The organism is Deinococcus frigens DSM 12807 (assembly GCF_000701425.1).
GTDB classification, from domain to species: Bacteria; Deinococcota; Deinococci; order Deinococcales; family Deinococcaceae; genus Deinococcus; species Deinococcus frigens.
This window is the reverse complement of the sequence record NZ_JNIW01000140.1, coordinates 1-1,473: the sequence shown is the minus strand read 5'-3', so window position 1 is coordinate 1,473 and position 1,473 is coordinate 1. Positions and strand designations below refer to the sequence as shown.

The following is a 1,473-nucleotide window of genomic DNA, read 5'->3' as shown; positions in this document are numbered from 1 at the left end:
CCTCGCAGCCTATGTCCCCCAGCGGAGGCGTGCCACCGTGATGGCACGCCTCTTCGAGCTGTCCGAGACGTTGACCGACGAGGTTCTCGGCATGCATGACCGCCTGATGGTGTCTCTACTACGGGAAGGAGAGCGGGCCGCAGCGGAAGCCTTTGTACAGCAGGGGCCGCCGTTGCTGGAGCAACTCAGCACTTTCAAGTCGGTCTGTGCCGCGCTCATTGCCGCGCGTGAACAGCAGGCTGATCCGTACCAGGCCATCGAGGCCATCGTGCCGTGGGAACGGCTGGTTGAGACGGTCCGCGATCCGCAGGAGGCTGTGATCGCCAACCACATTGACCCCCTGTACCATGTGGTGAAGGCGTACTCGAAAGTTCGAGCGTATGCGCCCCGGCTGCTGTCCATGTTCACGTTCCAGGCCGATGGAACCGCAGCCCCTCTCGTCGAGGCCGTGGGCCTCCTGCGCGAGATGTACGCCGCGAACAGGCGCACGCTGCCCGAACACGTTCCCCTGGGTTTCGTGCGGCAGAAGTGGGCGGCCGAGGTCTTTCGCGGCGGCGAGATGAACCGCAAGGCATACGAATTATGCGTGTTGGACGAGTTGCGGCTGGGGCTGCGTTCGGGAGACATATGGGTGGAGGGCAGCCGCAAGTACAGGGATCTCGACGCCTATCTGCTGCCGCAGGAGGTCTGGCAGCGGCGGCTTCTGGACCTTCCCCTGGATCTGCCTGAAACCTTCGAGGCGTTCTGGGCGGCCACCGAACCGAGGTTAACCGGGCAATTGCACGAGGTCACGGACCTCCTCTCGAAGGATGAGCTGTCGTCAGTGAGTCTGCTGGGAAGCAAGCTCAAGGTGGGGAAGGTGGTCAAGACTGTACCTGACGAGGTGGAACCGTTGCAGCGCAGCCTTGCCGCACGGCTCCCCAGGGTAAAGATCACGGACCTGCTGCTGGAGGTGAATGCCTGGTGCCGCTTCACAGGGGCCTTCTTGGACCTGCGTAACGGCAAGGCCGTTGAGCGCCATGACCACCTGCTCACGGCCCTGCTGGCCGACGGCCTCAACCTGGGACTGACGAAGATGGCCGAGGCTTCGGCGGACCCAGGCGTAACGGCACGGCGGTTGATGTACCTGTCCGACTGGTTCATTCGCCCGGAGTCGTATGCGGCAGGTCTGGCTGAGATCGTCAACTTCCAGTCGAAGATTCCCCTGGCGGCGCTGTGGGGGGACGGAACAACCAGCAGTTCCGATGGGCAACGCTTTCCCACCGGTGGGCAGGGAAAGGCGTTCGGGCATCTCAACGCGAAGTATGGGCGGGAGCCGGGCGTGCTGTTCTACACGCATGTCAGCGATCAATACGCTCCCTTTCACACCAAGGTCATCACGGCGAATGTGCGGGATGCGCTGCACGTCCTGGACGGGCTGCTCTACCACCTGTCGGACCTGAAGATCAAGGAACACTACACCGACACGGCGGG

The 1,473-nt window shown here is 63.1% G+C and carries 1 protein-coding gene; it reads left to right on the top strand.

Going from position 1 to position 1,473, the window contains the following annotated elements; translation table 11 throughout:
• Positions 1–40: 40 nt before the first annotated feature.
• The coding region (locus tag Q322_RS0120000; protein ID WP_156953200.1) for a Tn3 family transposase at positions 41–1,473 on the top strand (1,433 nt) is incomplete at its 3' end.